Source organism: Sphingomonas sp. BK069, assembly GCF_014193405.1.
In the GTDB taxonomy this organism is placed as follows: domain Bacteria; phylum Pseudomonadota; class Alphaproteobacteria; order Sphingomonadales; family Sphingomonadaceae; genus Sphingomonas.
Window position 1 is genome coordinate 56,169 of the sequence record NZ_JACHZH010000006.1, and the last position, 23,264, is coordinate 79,432.

Annotated in this window: 14 protein-coding genes; 6 read left to right on the forward strand and 8 right to left on the reverse strand. The window is 70.9% G+C overall.

The features are described 5' to 3' along the window. Positions 1–33: 33 nt before the first annotated feature. Positions 34–2,238, reverse strand: coding sequence for a penicillin acylase family protein (locus tag FHY02_RS17215; RefSeq protein WP_409314217.1), 2,205 nt, complete (start codon positions 2,236–2,238; stop codon positions 34–36). Between the two features lie 170 nt (positions 2,239–2,408). Between FHY02_RS17215 and FHY02_RS17220 the strand changes: the two genes are divergently transcribed. Further along, a complete protein-coding gene (locus FHY02_RS17220; protein ID WP_183924498.1) occupies positions 2,409–4,364 on the forward strand; it encodes an ATP-binding protein in 1,956 nt (651 codons plus the stop codon). A 210-nt stretch (positions 4,365–4,574) separates the two neighbouring features. After that, on the forward strand, positions 4,575–4,754 hold the full coding sequence (locus FHY02_RS17225) for a hypothetical protein (RefSeq protein WP_183924500.1): 180 nt from the start codon (positions 4,575–4,577) through the stop codon (positions 4,752–4,754). A gap of 9 nt (positions 4,755–4,763) precedes the next feature. On the opposite strand, the gene FHY02_RS17230 is transcribed toward FHY02_RS17225, so the two are convergent. The 6 genes from FHY02_RS17230 to FHY02_RS17255 form a co-directional block, all read right to left on the reverse strand. After that, the gene (locus FHY02_RS17230; RefSeq protein WP_183924502.1) at positions 4,764–5,099 is read right to left on the reverse strand and encodes a protealysin inhibitor emfourin; all 336 of its coding nucleotides are present in this window, start codon (positions 5,097–5,099) and stop codon (positions 4,764–4,766) included. Continuing rightward, entirely contained in the window at positions 5,099–6,178 is a 1,080-nt protein-coding gene (locus tag FHY02_RS17235; RefSeq protein ID WP_183924504.1) for a M4 family metallopeptidase, read from the reverse strand. Before FHY02_RS17235 ends, FHY02_RS17230 begins: the two co-directional genes overlap by 1 nt. Before the next feature lie 20 nt (positions 6,179–6,198). Further along, positions 6,199–6,978, reverse strand: coding sequence for a hypothetical protein (locus FHY02_RS17240; RefSeq protein ID WP_183924506.1), 780 nt, complete (start codon positions 6,976–6,978; stop codon positions 6,199–6,201). 10 nt (positions 6,979–6,988) lie between these two features. Then, positions 6,989–7,981, reverse strand: a complete 993-nt coding sequence (locus tag FHY02_RS17245; protein ID WP_183924508.1) for a hypothetical protein — start codon at positions 7,979–7,981, stop codon at positions 6,989–6,991. Between the two features lie 438 nt (positions 7,982–8,419). Next, positions 8,420–8,803, reverse strand: a complete 384-nt coding sequence (locus FHY02_RS17250) for a hypothetical protein (RefSeq protein ID WP_183924510.1) — start codon at positions 8,801–8,803, stop codon at positions 8,420–8,422. A gap of 119 nt (positions 8,804–8,922) precedes the next feature. Beyond that, on the reverse strand, positions 8,923–9,984 hold the full coding sequence (locus tag FHY02_RS17255) for a phosphatidylinositol-specific phospholipase C1-like protein (RefSeq protein ID WP_183924512.1): 1,062 nt from the start codon (positions 9,982–9,984) through the stop codon (positions 8,923–8,925). Positions 9,985–10,177: 193 nt separating this feature from the next. Between FHY02_RS17255 and FHY02_RS17260 the strand changes: the two genes are divergently transcribed. The 3 genes from FHY02_RS17260 to FHY02_RS17270 all read left to right on the forward strand — a co-directional run bounded on the left by FHY02_RS17260 (position 10,178) and on the right by FHY02_RS17270 (position 18,864). Continuing rightward, the gene (locus FHY02_RS17260; RefSeq protein ID WP_183924514.1) at positions 10,178–13,411 is read left to right on the forward strand and encodes a glycoside hydrolase family 2 TIM barrel-domain containing protein; all 3,234 of its coding nucleotides are present in this window, start codon (positions 10,178–10,180) and stop codon (positions 13,409–13,411) included. A 421-nt stretch (positions 13,412–13,832) separates the two neighbouring features. Beyond that, the gene (locus FHY02_RS17265) at positions 13,833–16,289 is read left to right on the forward strand and encodes a TonB-dependent receptor domain-containing protein (RefSeq protein WP_311731872.1); all 2,457 of its coding nucleotides are present in this window, start codon (positions 13,833–13,835) and stop codon (positions 16,287–16,289) included. Between the two features lie 52 nt (positions 16,290–16,341). Then, positions 16,342–18,864, forward strand: a complete 2,523-nt coding sequence (locus FHY02_RS17270; RefSeq protein WP_183924516.1) for a TonB-dependent receptor domain-containing protein — start codon at positions 16,342–16,344, stop codon at positions 18,862–18,864. Positions 18,865–18,873: 9 nt separating this feature from the next. Here the strand turns inward: FHY02_RS17270 and glf are convergent, their stop codons facing one another. After that, positions 18,874–21,246: a UDP-galactopyranose mutase gene (glf, locus tag FHY02_RS17275; RefSeq protein WP_311731873.1), complete on the reverse strand. Its 2,373-nt coding sequence runs from the start codon at positions 21,244–21,246 to the stop codon at positions 18,874–18,876. 179 nt (positions 21,247–21,425) lie between these two features. Here glf and FHY02_RS17280 point away from each other — a divergent pair, with 179 nt between their 5' ends. Continuing rightward, complete coding sequence (locus FHY02_RS17280; RefSeq protein ID WP_183924518.1) at positions 21,426–23,258, forward strand: family 1 glycosylhydrolase; 1,833 nt, start codon at positions 21,426–21,428, stop codon at positions 23,256–23,258. Positions 23,259–23,264: the final 6 nt, after the last annotated feature.

The following is a 23,264-nucleotide window of genomic DNA, read 5'->3' on the forward strand; positions in this document are numbered from 1 at the left end:
GGATGATAGTAGGTAAGGCAAGGCGCGGCCTCCTCACTCTCCCGGCCGGTAGCGCCGCTCGACATGGGCTGCCAACTCGTCGGGGTAGAAGTACACCGGCCGCAGCGCTCCGCTCGCATAGCGCCCCACCTGATCGGCGAAGTGGCGCGACGCCGGGTCGCCGCTCTGTCCGCCCGCCATCACCGCCGCCGCGCGCACGCGCGGGCCGAACTCGACCACCGCGACGAAGCTGTTGCCGCTCGTGCCGTAGTAGCGCCGCGTTCCCGGCCAGCTCTTGGCGCCGAAGGAGGCGAGGCTGCCCCATTGCGCCGAGGTGAAGGGCACCGGCATGGAAGGACGCGCGTCGTCGAAGTGCGGCGCGATCGAGTCGTCGAGCCGCTGGAAGCGGTTGATCCGCTCCCAGGGGGTGCGCCACGTGCCGAAGTCGCGCGTGAGCCGCGCCACCGCCGCCTCCAGCGCGACGAGCTTGGACGCGGCGGTGACGCGCGTCGCGATATAGTCGGGCACGTTGACGCGCTCGGCCTGCGCGGCGTCGCCGACCTCGCGCCACAGCTGATCACCCCAGAACACCGCGAGGCTGGTCGCGACCGACCCCGCCGCCCACCGATGGTCCCAGCGCTCCAGCTCGGCGATGGGCGCTGCCAGCGCCCCGCGTCGCGGATCGGTCGCCGGCAGCGCATGCCATGCCGCCGCCAGAGGCGGTAGCAGCCGGGCGAAGGCGGGCAGGTATGAATCATAGGCGGCGGCGCGCAGCGTCTCGGCGGTCCAGCCGCTCTTGCCCTGGAGCAGCAGGTCGGCGTGCTCGCCGCGCGCGTTGCCGCCGGTCTGGTCCATGTAGCGCGGGTAGTCGGCGGCGCGCGGGCTGTCGGCGCCCGCCGCGCTCCACGGCCAGTCGTTGGTATTGTGGACCCAGCCGGTGCGCGGGCGGAGCACGCTCGGCAGCGTGGCGAGCGGGTGCAGGCCGCGCCAGTCGGTGCGCGGATCGCTGCCGTCGACCGGGCGGGTGTAGTCGAAGCGATCGTCGCGACGCGGCATGAACTGCGGCATGAGGAAGGCGATCTCGCCCTTGTCGTCGGCGAAGATCGTGTCGTTGGAGGAATTGGCCTTGCGCTCGGCGACCGCGAGGTAGGCGGCGAGATCGGTGGCGCGGGTGCGCAGCCAGCTCTGCTCGAGCGCGGGGCGCGGCCGCCACATCAGCGCGGTCGCGATCCAGCGCCCGTCGCGCGCCGCGGTGATCGGACCGTGATGCGTCCGCCAGGTGGTGAAGCGCCGCTCCGCCATCGTCCCGTCCGCGCGGCGGTAGCGCAGCGTGACCGGGCGCGCCGTGACCGCGCGCCGCGCCGTGCCGTAGCGATAGGTCCAGCCGGCGCCGCGGCGCTCGACCCACTCGGCGAACGCATCCACGTTGTCGACGGTCGACGAGGTGTGCATCCAGCCGGCGTGCGCGTTGAAGCCCTGGTAGACGAAGAACTGGCCCCAGGTGCTCGCGCCATAGACGTTCAGCCCGGTGTCGCTGCTCAGCTGCGCCTCGGAGCGGAAGTAGAAGCTGGTGTGCGGGTTGATCAGCAACAGCGCATGCCCGTCGCGGGTGAGCCGCGGCGCGATGGCGATGCCGTTCGAGCCCGACGGCTCGCGCGGTACCACACCGCGCTCCTCCGGCGTGGGCGGGGTCGGGCGATCATAGAAGCTGCGCAGCGCGCTCAGCGGGACGCGCTCGACGTCGCCGCCGATGCTGCCTTCGGTGAAGCTCAGCGCCATCCACGGCTCGTAGCGGGTGAGCACGCGCGGCCGCACCGCGGGATGGGAGGCGAGATAGAAGTTGAGTCCGTCCGCCCAGGCCTGGGTCAGCGCGCGTAGCCACGGCGGGCAGGCGGAATAGGTCGCGCGCAGCTCGGCCTCATCGACGAACAGCCGCTGGCGCAGGTCGGCCCAGAGCGCGGCCTCGCCCTCGGCCTCGGCGGTGCGACCGAGCGCGGTGAGATAATTGGCTTCGACGCGCGCGAGATCGTCCTCGGCCTGGGCGTAGCTCAGCGCGAACACCGCGTCCGCGTCACTGCGGCCGTGGACGTGCGGGATGCCCCAGTCGTCGCGCGTGATCGTCGCCGCGGCGGCGTGGCGACGCCAGCGCGCGGCGTCTGGCTCGGCGGCATCGGCCCGCGCGCCGAGCACGAGCAGCGCGGCGGCAGCCGTGATCCGAAGTGGCGACGTTCGTGGGGGGTGGGAAGGAAGCGGGCTCACCGTATGAGGATAGCCGTGCCACGCGCGGAGGCAACGCCACTGGCAATAACCTGGCAGTCGCCATCACCGCTGGTTCTTCTCCCGCTAAGTCAGTAGCCTGCGCCAGGAGCCGCGGTCCGACGGGCGCGTGCGAGACGAAGGGGACCGAGGGCGGTGAGGGAGATCGACGCATGAGGCGCTCGCTCGCTCTGCTCGTGCTCGCGGGCGTGATCCCGATCGTGGCGCTGGGCGGCACGTTCGGCGCGCTGACGCTGCGCAGCGAGCGCGAGGCGGTCGCCGCGCGGGGCCGCACCGACGCCAATCTCGCCGCTGCTCTGGTCTCGCAGACGCTGCGCAGCAACGTCGCCGCGGTCGAGATGGTGGCGCAGTCGCCCGCGCTCGACGGCGCCGCGCCGGACGTGGCGCGCTTCGCGACGCTGGCGCGCCGCATCCTCGCGAACCAGCAGGACTGGCACGCGATCGTGCTGGCGGACGTCGAGGGGCGCGTGGTGTTCGGTACGGCGCCGGTCGGTACGGCGGCGGCGCCGCTCGCCGGTCTCGACGCGGCGGTGCTGCGCCGACTGCGCGACCGCGCCGAACCGCAGATCGGTACCTTCTCGGTCGCGAGCGACGGTGCGCGGGTCTTCCCCGTCGCCGTGCCGGTGGGCCGGGCAGGGCAGGTGCGTTATGTCGTCGCCGCACTGGTGCCCGCCGCGCGGCTCGAGCGGCTGCTCCGCGTCGAGCCGCTCGCGCCGGGCTGGACCGCCTCGATCATCACCCCCGCCGGCCCCGCGCTGATGGTGCCGCGCGACGCCGCCCCGCTCGTCCACACCGACCCGCGCCCGGTCGAGCTGTGGATGCCGGTGAGCGGGGCGCGCTGGTCGGTCCGCATCACCGCGCCGGCGCAGGCTTTCTTCGCCCCGGTGCGGCAAGCCGTGCTGCTGCTGCTCGCTGCGGCGGCGCTCTGCATCCTGCTGCTGGCACTGCTCGGGCGGCTGCTCGTGGGCGAGCTGCGCCAGCTGCGTCGCCGCGACGCCTCCGAGCTGCAGCGTCAGCGGATGGAGACGCTCGGCCGGCTCACCGGCGGCGTCGCGCACGACTTCAACAACCTGCTGACGCCGATCATGATCAGCCTGGAGCAGCTGCGGCGCCACGCCGCCGACGCCGCGTCGACGCGCCACGTCGACGTCGCGATGGCCGGCGCCGAGCGCGCGCGGCTGCTGGTCAGCCGGCTGCTCGCTTTCTCGCGGCAGCAGCAGCTCTCGCCCGAGCCGGTCGAGCTCGCGGCGCTGGTCGACGGGCTGATGGACCTCGTCGAGAAGTCGCTGACGCCCGCCATCACGATGACGGTCGCGGTCGCGCCCGAGCTCTGCGCGGCCGAGGCCGATCGCGGGCAGCTCGAGCTCGCCATCCTCAACCTCGTCATCAACGCGCGCGACGCCATGCCCGACGGCGGCGCGCTGCGGCTCTCGGTCGCGCGCGCCGAGCCGCGGCATACGGCGGGTCTCGCCGCCGGCCACTATGTCGCGATCACCGTCTCCGACACCGGCAGCGGCATGGACGCGGCGACGATCGCGCGCGCGATCGACCCCTTCTTCACCACCAAGCCGATCGGCAAGGGAACCGGTCTGGGGCTGTCGATGGTCGATGGCTTCGCCTCGCAGTCGGGCGGGGCCTTCGTGCTGGAGAGCGAGCCGGGCCGGGGGACGAGCGCGCGGATCGTGCTGCCGTGCAGCGCGCGACCGGCGGTCGCGGCGCCGCTCGCCGCGGCGGCGGCGGGCACCAGCGCGCTGACGATCCTGCTGGTCGACGATGATCTTCGTGTGCGGCGTGCTACCGCCGAGGTGCTCGCCGAGGCCGGTCACGCGGTGACTGAGGCGGCGGACGTGGACGAGGCACTGGCGCTGCTGGCGACGCGGGAGCCGGTCGACGTGGTCGTGACCGACTTCATCATGCCCGGTCGCTCGGGCGCCGAGCTGATCGAGCAGCTACGCGCCGCGTGGCCGCACGTCGCGGTGCTGATGGTCACCGGCCATGTCGAGGACGATGGCGCGCTGCCCGACGGCGTCGAGCTGCTGCGCAAGCCCTATCGCGGCGCCACGTTGCTGGCGGCGGTGGAGCAGGCGGTGCGCCAGCGCGGCAGGTGACGGGCGCCGGGAGGGTGTCTCCGCGTATCAGCGGCACGGGCGGCTTATCTCCTTCGCGATGCGCCCGGAACGCGCCATGGCGCGTTGAGGCAGGAAGCGGAGGATCACGGCAGTCATGACGAGAGGTCGGCGCGTTCCGCTGCCCCTCGTCGCGGCCGACGCGTCCGCCCCGGCACGGGCTTCTCCCGCGCCGGCGAGGAGGAGCCCAAGATGCGCGACAGCGAGACCTTCACCGCCAACGCCGTTCGCTGCCGCGAGGAAGCCGACGCGGCGACGCTCGACAACGTGCGCGACCGCTGCCTGCGGGCCGAGGCCGCCTGGGCCGCGATGGCGTCGCGCAGCCGCCGCTCCGAGAGAGCGCGCGACGAGCGAGTCGCCGCCGTCGCCTGACGAGGGCGATCAGGCGCCGCCGCGCTCGCGCGTGATTCGGCGCACCGTCGCGACCAGCGCGGCGAGCCTCGGGTCGTGGATCGGTTCGGCGAGCTGCAAGTCGCGGCTGCGGCCATCGATCGTCAGCCCGATGGTGTAGGTCCGCGCGTCCGGGCTCGGTGCGGCGGGCTGGGGCGTGCAGTCGAAGAAGCTGGCCTCGTCGGCGAGCCGCGCCAGCTCGGCGCGCTCGTCACCGCCCAGCCGCTCGAGCGGCACGCAGGAGTCCGTCGCGCGGCCGGGCAGATGCGCGAAGCCGCCCTCCACCCGCATCCGCGCCTCGCCGCCGCACCCCGCCTCGTCCGCCATCAGCTCACTCCGACATCGCTCCACGCCGTGCCGACCGCGGTCGCCTCGGCACTGCCCGCGCCGTACAATCGTCCGGCCACGTCCACCGTCACCCGCGCGAAGGCGGCGAAGTCGGTGTTGGCCCTGACATTGGGGTCGAGCAGCGCATTATACCAGATCGTGCCGGCGCGGTCCCACGCCTTGCCGCCGATCGCCGTCGCGGCGAGGTAGAAGGCTCGGTTGGGAATACCGGAGTTGATATGGACCCCGCCATTGTCCTGGTTGGTGCGGACGAAATCGTCCATGTGCGCGGGCTGCGGGTCCTTGCCGAGCACGGGATCGTCATAGGCGGTGCCCGGTGCCTTCATCGAGCGCAGCGCGCTGCCCTTCACCTTGGGCGTGAACAGCCCCTCGCCGATCAGCCAGTCGGCCGCGGCGGCGTCCTGGCCGAGCGCCTTCTGCTTGACGAGCGATCCGAACACGTCCGAGATGCTCTCGTTGAGCGCGCCCGACTGGTTGAAATAGGCCAGCCCCGCCTCCTTCTCGGTGACGCCGTGGGTCAGCTCGTGGCCGATGACGTCGAGCGCGAGCGTGAACCGGTTGAACAGCGCGCCGTCGCCGTCGCCGAACACCATCTGCGTGCCGTCCCAGAAGGCATTGTCATAGTCCTGGTCATAGTGGACGGTGGCGTCGAGCGGCAGGCCGGCGTCGTCGATCGAGTTGCGCTGATACGCCTCCCAGTAGAGCGCGAAGGTGGCGCCGAGCCCGTCATACGCCTCGTCGGCCGCCGGATCGCCGGTCGGCGCATCGCCCTCGCGGCGCACGACGGTGGCGCCGGGCGCCTCGGGCTTGTGCTGGGCGTCGCGGATCGTGCGCAGCGGGCTCGGCGTGAGGATGTTGCCCGCGGCGCTGCGCAGCCGCGCGACGCTGCCCAGCACCGGCCCGGCGGTGGTGGCGCGGACGATCCGGATCGAGGGATCGACCAGCAGCGCGCGGATCGCCGTGCCGCGCAGCTCCGGCGGGCCATGCTCGGCGATGCGCGAGAGGATGTAGGGTGGCAGGATGCAGTGGATCGCGTGGCGGTGGGTGAGCGTGCACATCGGCGTCTCTCCTTGGCAGATCAGCGGCGGGCGCGGCGCAGCCACAGCGGCGCGAGCGCAACCCAGATGATGGTGACGAACGCGAGCAGCTGGCGCGTCTGCTCGGCGCCGCCGGGCAGGTAGCCGAACCCGCCGAGCGCGGCGGCGTAGAGCAGGAAGGAGGCCAGCGCGACCGCGATCGCGGAGACGTCGGGCTGGCCGCCGCTGTCCTGCGTGCCGAACCAGCGCAGCGCGACGACGAAGACGCCGATCACCGCGATCAGGATCAGCCGCACCGAGCGGTCCTCGCCCGCGATGCCGGCGGCGAGCGGGTACAGCGCCACCGCCTCGACCGGGAACAGCTTGGCCAGGCTGGTGTAATAAGGCTCGGCGGCTGCCGTGGTGGGTGGCGCGAGGGCCTGCCGCGCCGGTTCGTCGCGCGCACGGTCCAGTCGCAGTGCGCCGCGCAACAGGGGCGGGGACGGGGTCGAAGCGACGGCGTTGGGCGGCTCGGCGCGCAGCGCGGCGGTGGCGCGTTCCACCGCGGCAGCGTAGCGCTCCAGCGCGACATCGCTCGGCATCAGCCCCTCGCCCGCGCGCCGCGCCTCGATCGAGCGGTCGAGCACCGCGGCGAACACCGCGGCGTCGCCCGGCACGGTGATCAGCGTCGCCGCGAAATGGTCGAGCGCGTCGCCCAGGGCCGTGCGCAGCCCGAACAGCCGATCGAAATAGCGCGGCAGGAAGCGGCCGTCGGCGACATAGGATTGCACCTGCTCGGCGAGCGCGTCGGCGGCGGCGAGTGCCTCGGCGTAGCGGGTCATCCCATCCTCCTCACAGCGGGCGCGCGATGGTGGTGACCAGGGCGAGCGCGCGCGCGATCCGGTCGAGGTTGAGCTTGGCGGCGGCGCGGCGCTGCGCCGGGGTGAGCCGCCCGGACAGTGCCGCGCGCAGGTCGGCCTGGGCGGTGGACGCCAGCGCGAGCGCGTCCGCCACCGCCGCGACGCGCGCGGGGCCGGTGCGCGCCGCCTCGCGCGCGGCGAACACGCGCGCGGCGAGCTGCTCGCGCTGCTCGGCGGTGAGGTCGGCGCGGTGGCGCAGATAGGTGCGGAACAGTGCGTTCCCGTAGAGATCGTCGGCGCTGCGCGCGGCGGTGCGGCCCCAGCCCTCGACCTCGCCGCGCAGCTCGGCCAGCGCGCGGTCGACCGCGTCGCCGCGCTCGTCCACCAGCGCACGGACCTGGCCCGCGGTGCGCGCCTCGCGCGCGAGCTCGGCGGCGAAGGTGGCGAGGGCGACCAGGCCTTGGCCGCGCGGCGTCGCCGGATCGACCTCGGGCACGCCCGCGGCGGCGACGACGCGGCCGACCCGCTCCGCGAAGGCGGTCAGCTCGGCGGAGACGTCGGTCTGGGGGGCGGCGAGGATCGTCGCCAGCGCCTCGACATAGTCGCCGACGGCGGCGAGCAGCGCGACGCGCGGTTCGAGCAGCGCGCGCGGGCTGGTGCCGACGTCGATGCTGAGGACGGTGTAGCCGGGCGCGGGCGTGTCGCCCTCGGGGCAGAGCGATGCCGGCGGAGCGGTGGCGCTCACCGGTACCTGGATCCGCAGCGGCGAGGCAGGCAGGCAGCTCGGGTCGCTGGCGACCAGCGCCGCTGCGGCGTCGCGGCGGCGCTGCTCGACCGAGTCGAGATAGGCGGCGGTGGCGGTGACCGCCTCGCGCCCGCGTGCGCTGACGTCGGACGCGGCCTGTACCCGCACCGCGTTCGTCGCACAGCCGGTGAGCAGCAGCGCGACGGCGAGCGCGGCCGGCGGTGGGACGGGTGGGCGCATGGCGGGCGACTTACCTCCATCTCAACGGGCGAGATCGCCGAATCGGGTCACGCCGCGACTTATGTTCCACACCTGTTCTATGTAGGACAGAGCAAAGCGGCGGACCGCCACGGAAAAGGCGCGATTGATCAATCAACGAGCGTCGCTCATCCGTTCCCCGCTTAGGGCCGGGAGCCCGTTGGAGTGATCTGGGTGGCGGTCACTGCCGTCTCCCACCTGGCCCCGGGCTTCGCCGGGGCACGACGGCGCCGCGCTCGGGCTGGAGGACGAGACGCTCGCCGACGGTGCGGCGACCACCTACCGCGTGCCGATCCCGCCGATCGGGATTGTGCCCGACCATCGGCACGGCACGGCCGCCTTCTAGCGCGAGGACATCGATTGGGCCGGGAAGGCGCTGACGCTGCGCCGCTGGTGTGTGAGGCGAGCCGACGTTCGCCGCTACGCCGCCGCCGACTCCGCGCCGAGCAGCCAGACCTCGGCCTGCTCGACCGTCTCGAAATAGCAGGCGGCGCGCTCGGCCGCGGCGCGGCGGATCTGCGAGCGCGCGAGCGAGCGGGCGACGACGAAGGCGAGGCGGCGCGAGGCGTGGCGCGGGTCGGCGAGAACGGCGCGGAACTCGGCGACGCTGCCCTGCGCCTGGATGTCCATCTCGCGGATGTCGACGAGCGTGACATGCGCGTTCGCGCCGCAGGTGAGCAGGGCGTGGGCGGCGTCGCGCGCGGCGAGGAAACGCGCGATCGCGGCGGCGTCGAAGAAGCCCGACATGGTGATGCGCACCAGCGCGCGCGGCACGTCGACCTGGATGAGGAAGTGCGCGGTCATCGCTGAGTGGCTTAGCCGAGCGCTGGTAAAGGTTGCGTTAGCTGCGTCGGGGGGCAACGGAAGGGCTCCGGCCGCGCGACGCCGGAGAGTTGCCGTCGCTTATGCCTCCCGCTCCCTGCTCACCGCTCGCCGATCGAACACCCCTTCGGCCGGCGCACCGGGTTGCAGCGCGCCACGCCGCCGCCCGGCAGCGCCACGTGATAGCCGCCGCGGAAACGCGGGTCGGGCCAGAGATAGTCGGTCGACACATACTGGGCCCCGCTCGCCAGCGCGGTGTCGCGACGGCGCGTGTCATTGCTCCGCGCCTCGCGCGTCTCGGCATCGGCGCGGGTGCGCACGAGATAGCCCGCGGCGACGTCGCGGCGGATGCGCGCGGCGTCCGCCATCGTCTCGTTGAGCGTGAGATAGGCCGCCGCGGGCGAGTCCTCGTCGGTGTTGATGAAGAACACGCGCCCTTCCAGCGATCGCCGCGCACCGCGGTACAGCGCTACCTTCGCCGGCGTCTCGTCCATCGCGAACAGGATCTTGCCGCGCGCCTGCTTGAGCGTCGGCCAGTTGTTCGCCAGCACCGCCTCGCGCAGCGTCGGGTAGCGGCCCTGGACGTCGTCGGGGGTGATCAGCTTGGCCGGCGGCAGCACCGCGCGGATCTCGGCGTCGAGCGCGTCATAACCTACGGCGTCGGGCACGACCGAGTCGATCCCGCCCCGCGCCGCATTCTGCTCGTCCTTGACGTTGAACATCAGCATGATCGGCACGTGGCGCGGGTGCGCGTCGGACCAGCGGCGGATGATCGTCAGGCACTCGGTCAGCAGCACGCAGTTCGACGAATTGTCGATGCCGGGGATGTGGAGCACCTTGTAGCCCGGCCGGCGCAGCGCCGGATCGTCCGACCCGCGCGCGTAATGGCCGCCCTGCGGATCGTAGTTGACGTCGATCTCGAGCTGGCGCGCGCCCTTGTCGAGCTGCTCAGTCAGGTCACGGTGCGCGTAATCGAGCGCGTCGGCGAGCTTCGGGTCGGCGGCGCGCAGCCGGGCCATCGTCGCGGCGGGCATCGCGCGCTTGTAGCTGTTGTGCGTACCGATCACCTGCACGTCGTTGAGTCGCAGCGGCCCGGCGTCGCGCGCCGCGGCCGGGGCGGCGAGGAGGGTGGCGAGAGCGAGCGTGCGGGCGAGACGGATCATGCGCGCTCCCTAGAAAGCGCGCGTGAAACTGGCGTGACACCGTCGGACGTCGCCCGAGTCTTGCGCGCCCTCAGCAATGGTTTGCGCTCAACATCAGCGGCTTGCGCGAGACCGCTTGTGCCGCTGCGGCGTGGTATTATCGTCAGACAATAGCAGGGTGGCGGAAGGCTGCCCGCACGGGAGGAAAGAGGGAATGCGCTCGCTGTTGCTCGCCGGCGTCGCCGCCGCGTCGCTGGTCACGCCGCTCGGATCGAAGGCGGTCGCGCAGGGGCTGCCGCAGGTGCAACCGGTGCAGGTCGATGCGTCACGGCCCGACTGGGAGAACCCCGCGGTCAACGCGCGCAACAAGCTGCCCGCGCACGCCACCGGCTTCCCTTTTGAGACGCGCGCGCTCGCGCAGGCGGGGGAGGAGGCGCGCTCGTCGCGCTATGTCGCGCTCGATGGGACGTGGAAGTTCGCGCTGTCCCCCAGTTCCGACGACCTGCCCGCGGGGTTTGAGAAGCCCGACTTCGACGTCGCGGGCTGGAAGGACATCAAGGTCCCCGGCGATTGGCAGGCGCAGGGCTTCGACCAGCCGCGCTACAACAACGTCACCTACCCGTTCCCGGCCAACCGCCCGCTGATCCCGCATGCGACCAACCCGGTCGGCTCCTACCGCCGCGACGTCGACGTGCCCGCGGGCTGGCAGGGCAGCGACGTGATCCTCCACATCGGTGCGGCAGGCTCGGCCTATGACGTCTGGGTCAACGGCGAGAAGGTCGGCTATTCCGAGGATTCGAAGCTGCCGAGCGAGTTCGACGTCACCCGCTTCGTCAAACCGGGGCGCAACACGGTGGCGATCCAGATCCACCGCTGGTCCGACGGCAGCTACCTCGAGGATCAGGACTTCTGGCGCGTCTCGGGGATCGAGCGCTCGGTCTACCTGCTCGCCGCGCCCAGGACGCGCGTGCGCGACGTGTTCGTCCACGCCGGGCTCGACGACGCCTATCGCGACGGCAAGCTCGCGGTCGAGGTGGCGGTGACCGGCACAGCCGCGACGAGCGCGCGCTACGCGCTGATGGACGGCGATCGTCTCCTCCAGCAGGCGCGCGCCGCCGTGCCGGCGGGGCCGGGCGAGCGCGAGGTGACGCTGAGCGGCACCGTGGCGAACGTGCGCCCGTGGACCGCGGAGACGCCGAACCTCTACACTTTGCTGGTCGAGCTGTACGACGCCAAGGGCGCGCTGATCGAGTCGAGCGCGCGCCGGATCGGCTTCCGCACCGTCGCGATCATCGACGGCCGCGTGACGGTCAACGGCAGGCCGATCACGATCCGCGGCGTCAACCGCCACGAGCACGACCCGGAGACCTTCCACACCATCACGCGCGCCTCGATGGAGCGCGACGTGCAGCTGATGAAGCGCAACAACATCAACGCGCTGCGCATGTCGCACTATCCCAACGACCCGTATATGTACGAGCTCGCCGACCAGTATGGCCTGTATGTGATGGACGAGGCCAACGTCGAGAGCCACGCCTATATGGAGGCGGGCAACAATCACCCCGACGACCGCGCCAAATACCAGATCGGCTTCGACCCGGCGTGGAAAGACGCGCATGTCAGCCGCGTCACCAACATGATCGAGCGCGACAAGAACCACGCCTCGATCATCTTCTGGTCGCTTGGCAACGAGGCGGGGATCGGGCCGAACTTCGAGGCGGGCGCGGCGGCGGCCAAGCAGCGCGACCCGTCGCGGCTGCTCAGCTATCTCGGCTGGGGGACGTGGGAAGGCGTCCACGACCATCGCCCGAACTACTTCGCCGATATTTACGCGCCGATGTACGACACGGTCGAGAAGATGCGCGACTATGCCGTCAACTGGCGCTTCAAGCAGCCGATGATCCAGTGCGAGTACGCGCACATGATGGGTCAGACCGGCGGCAACCTGAAGGAATATTGGGACACGATCTACGCTCACCCCGACAAGCTGCAGGGTGGCTTCGTGTGGGACTGGGTCGACCAGTCGATGTACCGCTATACCAAGGACGGGCGCCGCTACTGGGGTGACGGCGGCGAGTACGGCCCCAACCCGGGCGGCGACATTGAGTTCGGCGACGGGCTGCTCCAGTCCGATCGCACGCCCAACCCGCAACTGTATGAGCTGCGCAAGGTCTATGCGCCGGCGCAGTTCGACGGCTTCGATCCCGCCACGGGCCGCGTGACGGTGCGCAACCGCCACGACTTCCGCGACCTGTCGGGCTTCAGCTTCGATTGGGAGCTGGAAGAGGATGGCGTACCCGTCGCCAAGGGTGCGCTCGCCCCGCTCGCCACGCCCGCGCGCGGCGCGGAGGCGATCACGCTGCCGCTCACGGGCTATCAGCGCCGCGCGGGCGCCGAATATTTCGTCACGGTTAATGTCCGCGCCAGGGAGGGCGCGATCCCCGGCGTGGCGGGCGGTACCTTGCTCGGCTTCGAGCAGTTCCAGGTGCAGCCGGGCGCGGCCACCGCGCCGGCCGTTGCGACGGGCGCGGTGGCGCTCAAGCAGGCGAGCGGCGCGGTGACCGTGTCGGCGAACGGCGCGACGCTCACGATCGATCGCGCCACCGGGCTGGTGCGCGACTATGCGCAGGGCGGGCGCACGCTCGCGAGCGGCGGCGCGCCGCATTTCTGGCGCGCGGTGACCGACAATGACATCGGTATCGGCACCGACCGCAAGCTGGCGATGTGGAAGGCGATGAGCGACACGCGCCGGGTGACCGCGGTGCGCAGCGCGCGCACCGACGCCGGCGCCGAGGTGACGGTCGACTATGCGCTCGGCGACGGCGCCGCGACCTTCACTACCCGCTATGCCATGACGGCGGACGGCAGCGTCGCGATCGACGGCCAGTTCACGCCGGTGAAGACCGACCTGCCCGCGCCGTTCCGCGTCGGTCTCGCCTTCGCGATGCCGACCGACGTTACCGAGGTGGAATGGTACGGCCGCGGGCCGCACGAGAGCTATGTGGATCGCAAGACCTCGGCGCCGATCGGACTGTGGCGCGGCAAGATTGCCGAGCAGAACCACGACTTCATCCGCCCGCAGGAGACCGGCAACAAGGTCGACGTGCGCTGGATGGAGCTCTCGGGCGGCGGGCGCGGCGTGCGCGTGCAGGGCGACCGACCGCTGATGATGAACGCGCTGGCTTTCCCCTATGCCGATCTCGACCGACACACGCCGGGCACGTGGAAGTCGACCGACGTGGTGCCGCACGGCCAGGTCACGCTGCTGGTCGACTCCGCGCAATGGGGCGTCGGCGGCGACACCGAGTGGAGCCAGGCGGGGCTGCCGATGCCGCAGTACCGGACCCGGCTGGAGCCGACGCGCGTGACCTTCCGCCTCACCCCGTTCGCGGGCGAGGGCACCACGCCCGACCGCGCGCGCGCGGCGAGCGCGACCGGCGAGGACTGATCGCGCCGGGTCGCATCGCTTGGTGGGTCATCCACCGGGTTTAAACCAGTGGAGTACTCCTGCGAACGCCGGAGCCCAGGGCCACGAACGTCGTGCGTGCCGCCCTGGGCTCCGGCGTTCGCCCGAGCACGGATCGGTGAAGGCAGATCGCGATCCACCCCCGCCGCGAGCGGGAGGTTGATGCCGCAGTATACTCCGTCGCTGACACCAGTGGTGACCCAGACCGGTGATTTTCTATATCGTAAGTAGAATTAAACGGCCCGCCAATCAGCGGCTTCACCTTTTGATCTGATCTGGCGCAATCTTCGTTGCCGCAGCACCATCATCAATCCGACTTATCATAGGGGCGCCAGACAATAAGGGGCGCGCCGTGCATATTAAGACCTTGCTTCTGTTCACCTGCGTACCGTTAGGAGTCGGCGTGCCGCAGCTCGCCGCCGCGCAGCAGGCGCCCGCGACGAACGACCGGGACGAGGTCGCCGCCACGCCCGACGCGACGACACCGCGCCGCGACGTGGTCGTCACCGCGGTGGCGCGCGGGCGCGACCGGCTCGACACCGCGGTCTCGACCAGCCAGCTGCTCGCCAGCGACATCGACAAGATCGCGCCGCGCTCGGTCGCCGAGATCTTCCGCAACATTCCCGGCATCCGCTCGGAGAGTTCGGGCGGCGAGGGCAACGCCAATCTCTCGATCCGCGGGCTCCCGATGGCGACCGGTGGAGGCAAGTATCTGCAGCTGCAGGAGGACGGCCTCCCGCTCGTCGAGTACGGCGACCTGGTTTTCGGCAACGCCGACATCTTCCTGCGCGCCGACCTGGGCGTCGCCAGCATCGCCTCGGTGCGCGGCGGCTCGGCCTCGACCTTCGCGTCCAACTCGCCCGGCGGCGTGATCAACCTGATCTCCAAGACCGGCGAGACCGAGGGCGGGGCGGTGCAGCTGCTCACCGGGCTCGACTATGGCGAGCATCGCCTCGACCTGGACTATGGCGGGCGGCTCGGCGACGGCTGGCGCTTCCACGTCGGCGGTTTCGTCCGCCAGGGCGAAGGGCCGCGGCGGATCGGCTATGACGGCAACCGCGGCGGCCAGATCAAGCTCAACCTCACCAAGGAGTTCGACGGCGGCTACGTGCGGCTCTACGGCAAGGCGCTCGACGACCGCACCGTCAGCTACATGCCCAACCCGGTGCGCGTGACCGGCAGCGACGCCGACCCGCGTTACGAGAGCCTTCCCGGCTTCGATATCGGCCATGACGCGCTCTATTCGCGCTACGCGCTGCCCAACGTCACGCTGGACGGCGCCAACCGCCGCAGCGTCCACGACCTGCGCGACGGCATGCATCCGGTGGTCAACGCGGTTGGGCTCGAGGCGCAGGCGACGCTCGCCGGCTGGACGGTGATCGATCGCTTCCGTTTCACCAGCATCACTGGCCGCTTCATCGCCAACTTCCCCGCCGCGATCGACGGCGCGAGCGACATCGCCACCGCGCTCGGCGGCGCCGGCGCGACCCTGCGCTACGCCAGCGGGGCGCAGCCCGGACAGGCCATCGCGCGGCCGGGCCAGCTCGGCGCAGGCAACGGCCTGCTCGTCGAGAACATCGTCTTCGACGCCAAGATCAACAGCTTCGGCAACCTGTTCAACGATCTGCGTGCCAGCCGCGTGGACCCGATCGGGCGCGGCGAGCTGACCAGCACGCTCGGCTTCTACCGCTCGCGCCAGGACGTCCACACCGACTGGCTGTGGACATCGGACCTGCTCGAGCTGCGCGGCCGCGGCACCGCGGCGATGATCGACCTCTACGACGCGCAGGGCGTGCCGGTGACGCAGGACGGTTTCTACGGCTACAGCGCCAGCTTCTTCGGTGACTGCTGCCACCGTCGCCACCGCGTCGACTATCACACCAACGCGCCGTTCGGCTCGCTCAACTACAAGCTCGGCCGCGTCTCGATCGGCGGCAGCCTGCGCTACGACTTCGGCGACGCCGCCGGGCTGATCTATGGCTCGGACCTCGGCGGGGATCGCCCCAAGCTCATCGCGCGCGACATGAACGGGGACGGCACGATCGCGGCGGCGGAGCAGCGTGTCGCGGCGCTGCCGCTCGGCAGCCCGGCGCCGGTCTTCTACGGCTGGCATTACCTGTCCTACTCGACCGGCATCAACTGGCGCGTCGCCGAGCCGTTCGCGGTCTTCGCGCGCTACAGCCGCGGCGCCCGCACCAACTCGGACCGGCTGCTGTTCGGCCCCGGGCTAGACGTCGCCACCGGCGCGCTGACCAACCGCCGCGCCGCCGTGGACCGGGTCGAGCAGGTCGAGGGCGGGCTGAAGTACCGCCGCGACGGCGCGCGGCTCGATCTCACCGGCTTCTGGGCGCGCACCGGCGAGCAGAACGCGCAGATCACCACGCCCGGCTCGTTCATCGACCGCGTCTATCGCGCGCACGGCATCGAGGCGGAGGGAGCGCTCACGGGCAAGGTCTTCAGCCTCACCGCCGGCGCGACCTTCACCGACAGCAGGATCGCGATCGACCAGATCGATCCCAGCACCATCGGCCATGTGCCGCGGCGCCAGGCACGCTTCATCTTCCAGACCACGCCCGAGCTGACGTTGGGGCTGATCGAGCTCGGCGCCAATGTCGTCGGCACCACGAGCAGCTTCGCGCAGGACGTCAACAAGCTGAAGCTGCCGGGCTTCTCCACCGTCAACGCGTTCGCGACCTATCATCTCACCGAGCGGGTGCAGCTCTCGCTCAACAGCAACAACGCCTTCGACGTGCTCGGCTTCACCGAGTCCGAGAATGCGACGATCCCGGCGAACGGCATCGTTCGCGCCCGTTCGGTCAACGGCCGCACCACCTCGTTGGCGCTGCGCCTGCTGCTCTGAGCACGGCGCCGCTCCCCGACCCGCTTCCTCTTTTCACCACGGACGACATATCATGCGTTTCAAGACCCTCCTCCTCGCGGCGGCGGCGCCGTTGTCGATCGTCGTGCCCGCGCACGCGTTCGCTCAGGCCACGACGAACGTGACCACGCCCTCAGTCGAGACGACCGCTTCCGACCAGCGGGGCGCGACGGAGACGCCGCACCGCGACGTGGTCGTCACGGCGGTGGCGCGCGGGCGCGACCGGCTCGACACCGCGGTCTCCACCAGCCAGCTGCTCGCCGACGACATCGACAAGATTGCGCCGCGCTCGCTCGCCGAGGTGTTCCGCAACATCCCCGGCATTCGCTCGGAGAGCTCGAGCGGCGAGGGCGGCGCCAACCTCTCGATCCGCGGCCTGCCGATGGCGACCGGCGGGGGCAAATACCTCCAGCTCCAAGAGGACGGCCTGCCGGTGCTGGAATATGGCGACATCGCCTTCGCCAACGCGGACATGTTCATGCGCGCCGATCTCAACCTCGCCGCGATCGCCTCGATCCGCGGCGGTTCCGCCTCCACCTTCGCGTCCAATTCACCCGGGGGCGTGATCAACCTGATCTCCAAGACCGGCGAGACCGAGGGCGGCGCGGTCCAGCTGCTCGAGGGCCTGGACTATGGCGAGCACCGGCTCGACGTGGATTATGGCGGGCGGCTGGGCGACGACTGGCGTTATCATTTCGGCGGTTTCGTCCGTGTCGGCGAGGGGCCGCGCCGGATCGGCTATGACGGCAACCGCGGCGGCCAGTTCAAGCTGAACCTCACCCGCGAGTTCGCGGGCGGCTATGTCCGGCTGTACGGCAAGGTGCTCGACGACGGCGCGGTCGGCTATGCGCCCAACCCGGTGCGCGTGACCGGCAGCGACGCCTCGCCGCACTATCAGAGCCTGCCGGGTTTCGACATCGCCCACGACGCGCTGTTCTCGCGCTACGCGCTGCGCGTGCCCACGCTCAACGGCGACAATCGCTACAGCGTCTATGACGAGCGCCACGGCCGCCGCTCGACGGTTCAGTCGTTCGGCGTCGAGGCGCAGGCGACGCTCGCCGGCTTCACCGTGATCGACCGCTTCCGCTACAGCCATATCAGCGGGCGGATCGGCGGCGACTTCCCGGAGAGCGTCGGCGCGGCGAGCGAGATCGCCGCTACGATGGTCAAGCCCGCCGGCACGCTGCGCTACGCCACCGGCCCGAACGCGGGTGTCCCGATCACGGACCCGACCGCGCTGAGTGGCGGCAACGGCCTGCTCGCGCGGATGATCGTCTTCAACACCAAGCTCAACGATCTCGGCAACGTCTTCAACGATCTGCGCGGCAGCCGCGTCGACCCGATCGGCCCCGGCGAGCTGACCAGCACGCTCGGCCTGTACAATTCGCGGCAGGATATCCACACCGACTGGCTGTGGGCGTCGCGCGTGATGGAGGTGCGCGGCGGCGGTAACGCGACGCTGGTCGACGTGCTCGACGCCGATGGTGTGGCACAGACGCAGGAGGGTGTGTACGGCTATGGCGCCAGCTTCTTCGGCGATTGTTGCCGGCGCCGACATCGCGTCGATTATTTCACCAACGCACCGTTCGGCTCATTGAACTACAAGCTCGGCCGCGTCTCGATCGGCGCGAGCCTCCGCTATGATCTGGGCCACGCCGAGGGGCTGATCGCCGGGTCCGACCTGTACGGCAAGCCGATCCCGCTGACGTCGCGCGACATGAACGGCGACGGCGTGATCGCGCCCGCGGAGGAGCGGGTAGCGTATTTTCCGGCCGGCTTCTCCGCACCGGTCGATTACGACTGGCACTATCTCTCCTACTCGTCGGGCATCAACTTCCGCCTGGCCGAGCCCTTCGCCATCTTCGCGCGCTACAGCCGCGGCGGGCGCACCAACGCCGACCGGCTGCTGTTCAATCCCGCGAACATGAGCCTGGTGACCGGGCGACTCACCAAGCCGAACGCAGCCGTCGATCGTGTCGAGCAGGTCGAGGGCGGGTTCAAATTCCGCCGGGCCGGTACACGGCTCGATCTCACCGGCTTCTGGGCGCAGACGGGCGAGCAGAATGCGGAGAGCACGCATCCCGGCGTGTTCGTCGACCGTGTGTATCGCGCGCACGGCGTCGAAGGCGAAGGTAGTCTCGATCTCGGCGTCTTCCGCCTCTCCGCCGGTGGCACCTACACCGACTCCAAGATTGTCGCCGACCAGATCAAGCCGATCACGGTGGGCAATGTCCCGCGGCGCCAGGCACGCTTCATCTACCAGGCGACGCCGGAGCTGGCGTTGGGGCCGATCGAGCTGGGCGCCAATGTCGTCGGCACCACCAGCAGCTTCACCGACGACACGAACCAGCTGAAGCTGCCCGCCTTCACCACGGTCGGCGCGTTCGCCACCTGGCACCTGGGCGAGCGGCTGCAGTTGTCGGTCAACAGCAACAACCTGTTCGACCAGCTCGGCTTCACCGAAGCCGAGGACGCGGCGATCCCGGCGAATGGCATCGTCCGCGCCCGCGCGATCAACGGCCGCACCACCTCGCTGGCGCTGCGCCTGCTGCTCTGATCACGCCGATCAGGCCGCCGCGGGGCGGAGCAGCGGCTCCACCCGCGGCGCGTCGGGCTCGCGCCAGCGCTCCGCCAGCCGGCGGTAGGTGGCGAGCGCCTGCCCGACGACCTGGTCCATGTTGTAATAGCGATAGGTCGCCAGCCGCCCGACGAAGCTCACGCCCGCCTCGGCGATGGCGAGTGCCTCGTAGCGCTTGAACAGTTCCTGGTTCTCCGCGCGCGGGATCGGGTAATAGGGATCGCCGGTGGCGCTCGGATATTCGTAGGTGATGCTGGTGTTGGGCGCCTGCTGCCCGGTGAGATACTTGTACTCGGTCACGCGGGTGTACGGCACGTCGGGCGAGGGATAGTTCACCACCGCGACCGGCTGGTGCCACTCCTGCTCCAGCGTCTCGTGCTGGAAGCGCAGCGAGCGGTACGGCAACTGGCCATAGCGGTAGCCGAAATATTCGTCGATCGGGCCGGTGAAAACGAGATGGTCGTGCGGATAGGCGTCGCGCGCCTCATGGTAGTCCACGCCGAGCAGCACGTCGATGTTGGGATGGTCCAGCATCCGCTCGAACATGCGCGTGTAGCCGTCGCGCGGCATCGCCTGGAAGCTGTCGGTGAAGTAGCGGTCGTCGGTGTTCGTCCGGGTCGGCACGCGCGCGGTGACCGATTTGTCGAGCTCGGACGGGTCGAGCCCCCATTGCTTGCGCGTATAGCCCTGGAAGAAGGTCTCGTAGAGATCGCGCCCGACGGCGGAGATTACCACGTCGGCCGAGGTGCGCACCACGTCGACCGGCTCGGCGCGGTTGGCCAGGAAGGCGGCGGCCTCCGCTTCGGTCTCCAGCGCCAGGCCGTAGAGCGCGTTGAGGGTGGTGCGATTGATCGGCATCGGCACCAGCGTGCCGCGCACGTCGGCGAGGACGCGGTGCTCATACGGGCGCCAGTCGGTGAAGCGCGACAGATAGTCGACGATCTCGCTTGAGTTGGTGTGGAAGATGTGCGGGCCATATTGATGGATCAGCACGCCACCCGCGTCGAGATGATCATAGGCGTTGCCGGCGACATGCGGGCGGCGATCGACCACCAGCACGCGCTTGCCCGAGCCGGCGGCGAGCCGCTCGGCCATCACCGCGCCCGCGAAGCCGGCGCCGACCACCATCACGTCGTAGCGCTCGCGCTTCGTCACCGGCCAGGCCACCGGAGAAACGATCGGCTGGACGTGGCTGCCGCGCGCGATCGCGGCGTCGATCAGCGCGGCCATCTCGCTCTGGACCTGGTCCCACGACCCGCGTGCGAGCAGCGCGTCAACTTGCGGCAGCCAGCGCTCGGGCGCGCGCGCCAGCGCGAGCGCGGCGTCGCACGCCGCGGCGAACTGGGGCGCCTCGGCCGCGACGAACACGCCCGGCACGTCGCCGTAGCTGCGCACCACGTCGGTCACCGGGGTCGACACCACCGGGCGGCCGGCGGCGAGATATTCGGGCGTCTTGGTCGGGCTGATGAAGCGCGTGGCCTCGTTGATCGCGAAGGGCATCAGCGCCACGTCCCAGCCGCGCAGATAGTCGGGCAGTTCGGCGTAGCCGCGCCCACCGGGATAATGGAGGTTGGCGCGCCGCGGTAGGTCGTCGGGTGAGATCTTCACCACCGGGCCAAGGATCACGATCTGATAGTCGGGGCGCGCGTCAGCGAGCGCGGCGAGGAGTCCGAGATCCATCCGCTCGTCGATCACGCCGTAGAAGCCGAGCCGCGGCGCGGGCAGGTCGCTCTGGTCCGCGGGGGTCGCGCCGGGCGCGCGCGCGGCGGCGAAATGCGCGACGTCGACGCTCGACGGGAAGGCGTGCACCGCGTCGTGACGTTCGCGTTTCGCCTCATAGAGGCTGTGGCCGCCGGTGAAGACCAGATCGGCCTGGTCGAGCAGCCGCTGCTCGAGCGGCAACAGGTCATGCGGCGCGTTCTTGAACTGCGACAGCTCGTCCATACAGTCGTAGACGATGCAATCGGCGGCGAGATGCTCGGAGAAGGGCAGCATCATCGGCGTGTAATACCAGCGCACCACCGGGCCGCGCGGTGCCGCCATCATCGCGTCGAGCAGGTCGCGCAGCGTCGCGCATACCGCGTCGCCGGCGAGACCGGCGGGAAGGTGCGGGGTGCACACCGTCACCCCGGTATTGGCGCAGCGGCGCTGCTCCACGCGCGGCCCGGCGTCCGCCGCGGTCACGATGGGCTCCTCCCAGAACAGCACCTGCCGTGCGCGCGCGAAGCGACTCATCAGATGCTGCGGTCGCTGGAAGACGAAATCCCAACGCAGGTGGCTGAAGCAGATCAGCGTGCCCTCGTCGTCGCTAGCGGTCGCACGGCTGTCCTGGTGCGGCAGGGGGGGCGAGGGCAGGGTCACGGAGGAGTCTCCCGATGGTTCGGACACATTGGGAAACTCAGCAACATAGCCGCATGTTCCAGTGTAAGTATCTGATAAACCTAGGTTTGCTTTGGAGTGTCGACGGCGATTTTGCGCTGGCGAGGCAACGGCGCGCGGGCCCGGACGTTGGCGGCACGATCGGGCAGAGGAGCCGGAGCATGCGCGAACTCGAGCTGTGGGGCGGCCTGGAGTGTACCGTGAATCGTGTCGGCGACCATTACGTCGATCAATTCGCGCTGCTCGGCCATCGCGACCGCCCCGAGGACATCGATCTTATCGCCGACCTCGGGATCAGCGCGCTGCGCTATCCGATTCACTGGGAGAGCGTCGCGCCGGAGCGGCCGGAGTCGCGCGACTATGGCTGGTATGATCAGCGGCTGGAGCGGCTGCGCGCGCGCGGCGTCGGCGTGATCGCGGGGCTGGTCCATCACGGCTCGGGTCCGCGCTACACCGACCTGCTCGACGAGCACTTTCCCGCGCTGCTCGCCGATTACGCCCGCGCCACCGCCGAGCGTTATCCGTGGATCGACGACTGGACCCCGGTCAACGAGCCGCTCACCACCGCGCGCTTCGCCGCGCTGTACGGCCATTGGTATCCGCACCGCGTCGAAGAGCGCGACTTCTGGCGCGCGCTGGTCAACCAGGTCGACGGCACCGCGCGCGCGATGGCCGCGATCCGCTCGGTCAGCCCGCGGGCACGGCTGATCCAGACCGAGGACCTGGGCCGCAGCTTCGGCACCGTCGCCACCCGTGATCAGGTGGCGTTCGACAATGTCCGCCGCTGGGCGACGTGGGACCTGCTGTGCGGCCGAGTCGTGCCCGGTCATCCGCTGCACGCGCGCTTGAGTGACTTCGGCCTCGCCGCGCGGCTCGACGCCCTCGCGGCGGCGCCGTGCCCGCCCGACGTGATCGGGGTGAACCATTACCTCACCAGCGATCGTTTCCTTGATCACCGCGTGGCGCGCTATCCCGCTCACACGCACGGCGGCAACGGGCGGCAGCGCTACGCCGACGTCGAGGCGGTACGCGCGCTCCAGCCCGGCGCGCCGGGGCTGGTGGGGGTGCTGCGCGAGACTTGGGCGCGCTACCGGCTGCCGCTGGCGGTGACTGAGGTGCACAACGGCTGCACGCGCGAGGAGCAGATGCGCTGGATGGCCGAGGCGTGGGACGGTGCCGTGGCACTGCGCGCCGAGGGCGTCGACTTGCGGGCGGTGACGTGCTGGTCGCTGCTCGGCAGCCAGGGGTGGAACACGTTGCTGACCGGCGGCGGATGGTACGAGCCCGGCGTCTACGACGTCTCCTCCGGCGTGCCGCGCGCGACGGCGATGGTGCCGCTGCTGCGCGCACTGGTGTCGGGTAGCGCGCGCGACCCGCTGGCGCACGTGCCCGGCTGGTGGCGCCGGTCGGAGCGGCTCGCTTATGCCGCGGTGCCGCGCCCCGCACCGATGTCGGCGCAGCGGCCGTACCAGGAGGTCGCGCGCGTGGCGGTGCCGCCGCTGCTGGTGCTCGGACGCGACGACGCGCTCGCGCCGCATCTCGCCGCAGCCTGCGCGCAGCGCGCGATCCCTATGGTCTTCGGGGAGCGCGATGACGACTCGCCGGAGGCCTGGGCCGTGGTCGACCTCAAGGGCGACCCGCGCGGCGGCGGCTCGCCTCCGACACGTCCGCGCCTGCGAATCGAGGCGAGCTGGGGTGATGAACCGCCGCGATCGCGGCGCCGCACGCCCGCGACGCTGGTTGCCGTCGCCGATGATCTGTTCGCGCCCGACCGGCCGCCGACGCCGCGGGCCGCGACGCCCACCTACGTACCCGACCTGATCCGCGCCGCGCTCGATCTGCTGATCGATCGCGCGACCGGCGAGTGGCACCTGCGCCACGGCGATGCGGGGCGGGAGCCGCCGGTGCGCAACCTGCTGCTGCTGCGACCTCTGGAGCAAGCACTCGCCGAACAGGCTTCAGCCGCCGCCGCGCTCCCCGCGCGCGCCGCCTGAGCCGCG